1 protein-coding gene is annotated in these 1516 nt (G+C 64.0%); it reads right to left on the bottom strand.

Annotated features, from left to right (window positions below; translation table 11 throughout):
- Window positions 1–73: 73 nt before the first annotated feature.
- A protein-coding gene (locus HEQ75_RS27575; RefSeq protein ID WP_168035324.1) for an IS3 family transposase occupies window positions 74–1430 on the bottom strand; the annotation gives its coding sequence in 2 pieces (ribosomal slippage) (window positions 74–1088 and window positions 1087–1430; 1359 coding nt in all).
- Window positions 1431–1516: the final 86 nt, after the last annotated feature.

The following is a 1516-nucleotide window of genomic DNA, read 5'->3' as shown; positions in this document are numbered from 1 at the left end:
TGTCCGTCGTCGAATGGTTTGAGACAGCGGAGGCGTTTGGCTAGCGGAGGATCTGGCCCATCGGGTTTCGAGGTTAGGCGGCGAGTTTCTGGTGGATCAAGCGTCGCTGCTGGATGGTCTTTCGCTTGATGCGTTCGCGTTCGAGCAGGATGGTCTGGCCGCGGCCGAAATAGACGTCGGCCGGGGTGAGGTTGCGCAGGCTCTCGTGGCAGCGGCGATGGTTGTAGTGCTCGACGAAGGCTTCGATCTGCGCCTCCAGGTCGCCGGGCAAGTAGTAGTTTTCCAGCAGGATGCGGTTCTTGAGTGTCTGATGCCAGCGCTCGATCTTGCCCTGGGTCTGCGGGTGGCATGGCGCGCCGCGGACATGGTCCATCGCCTGCTTCTCCAGCCACTGAGCCAACTCGCCGGCGATGTAGCAAGGCCCGTTGTCGGACAGCAGGCGCGGTCGGTGGCGCACACGTGCCTGGGTGCAGCCTGAGGCGGTCAGCGCCAGGTCGAGCGTTTCGGTGACATCGCTGGCCGCCATGGTGGTGCACAGCCTCCAGGCGATCACGTAGCGGGAGAAATCGTCGAGCACGGTGGACAGATAGAACCAGCCCCAGCCGGTGACCTTGAGGTAGGTGAAGTCGGTCTGCCAGAGCTGGTTGGGCGCGGTGGTCTTGGTGTGGAATTCTTCGGCCGCCTTGACCACGATGTAGGCCGGGCTGGTGATCAGGTCGTGCGCCTTGAGCAGGCGATAGACCGAGGCTTCGGAGACGAAATAGCGCTGCTGATCGGTGAAGCGCACAGCGAGTTCACGGGACGAGAGTTCGGGCTCGGCCAAGGCGAGATCGATGATCTGCTCACGTCTGGCATCGGCGATGCGGTTCCACACGCGTTCGGGGCGCGACGGGCGGTCGGCCAGGGCTTCGGGTCCGCCGCGCTGGTAGCGGTCATACCAGCGATAGAAGGTGGCCGGCGGGACGCTCAGCTGGCGCAGCGTGCGACGCGCGGGCAAGTGGGACTGCTCGACGATGCGGATGATCTCGAGCTTTTCGGCGGTGGGATATCTCATGTGAGGTCGTCCCCAGCCGCGATCATGCTTTTTTCAGCAAGCGCAGCTCGAGCGCCTGTTCGGCGACGACCTCTTTCAGGGCACGGGCTTCCTGGCGCAGGTCCTTGACCTCGTCGGTGGTCGCGGCACGCGCCGTATCGCCAGCCAAGCGGCGCTTGCCGGCTTCAAGGAATTCCTTGGACCAAGCGTAGTAGAGGCTCTCGGCGATGGCCTCGCGACGGCACAGCGCTGCGATGCTCTCCTCGCCGCGCAGTCCTTCGAGGACGATGCGGATCTTATCCTCGGCCGAGTGGTGCTTGCGGGTCGCGCGTCGGATGTCGCGCACCAGCTTTTCGGCAGGCGGCTTGGCGGCGGGGGCAGAGGATTTCTGGCTCATCTTCACTCTCCTGGGGGTTACGATGAGCCAGAAATCCTCCGCTTCTCAACCACGCCGTTTTGTCTCAAGGGTGCTGACGTCGGACA

The sequence above is a fragment of the Falsiroseomonas selenitidurans genome, from assembly GCF_012103215.1.
In the GTDB taxonomy this organism is placed as follows: domain Bacteria; phylum Pseudomonadota; class Alphaproteobacteria; order Acetobacterales; family Acetobacteraceae; genus Falsiroseomonas; species Falsiroseomonas selenitidurans.
This window is presented reverse-complemented; position numbering and strand designations above follow the sequence as displayed.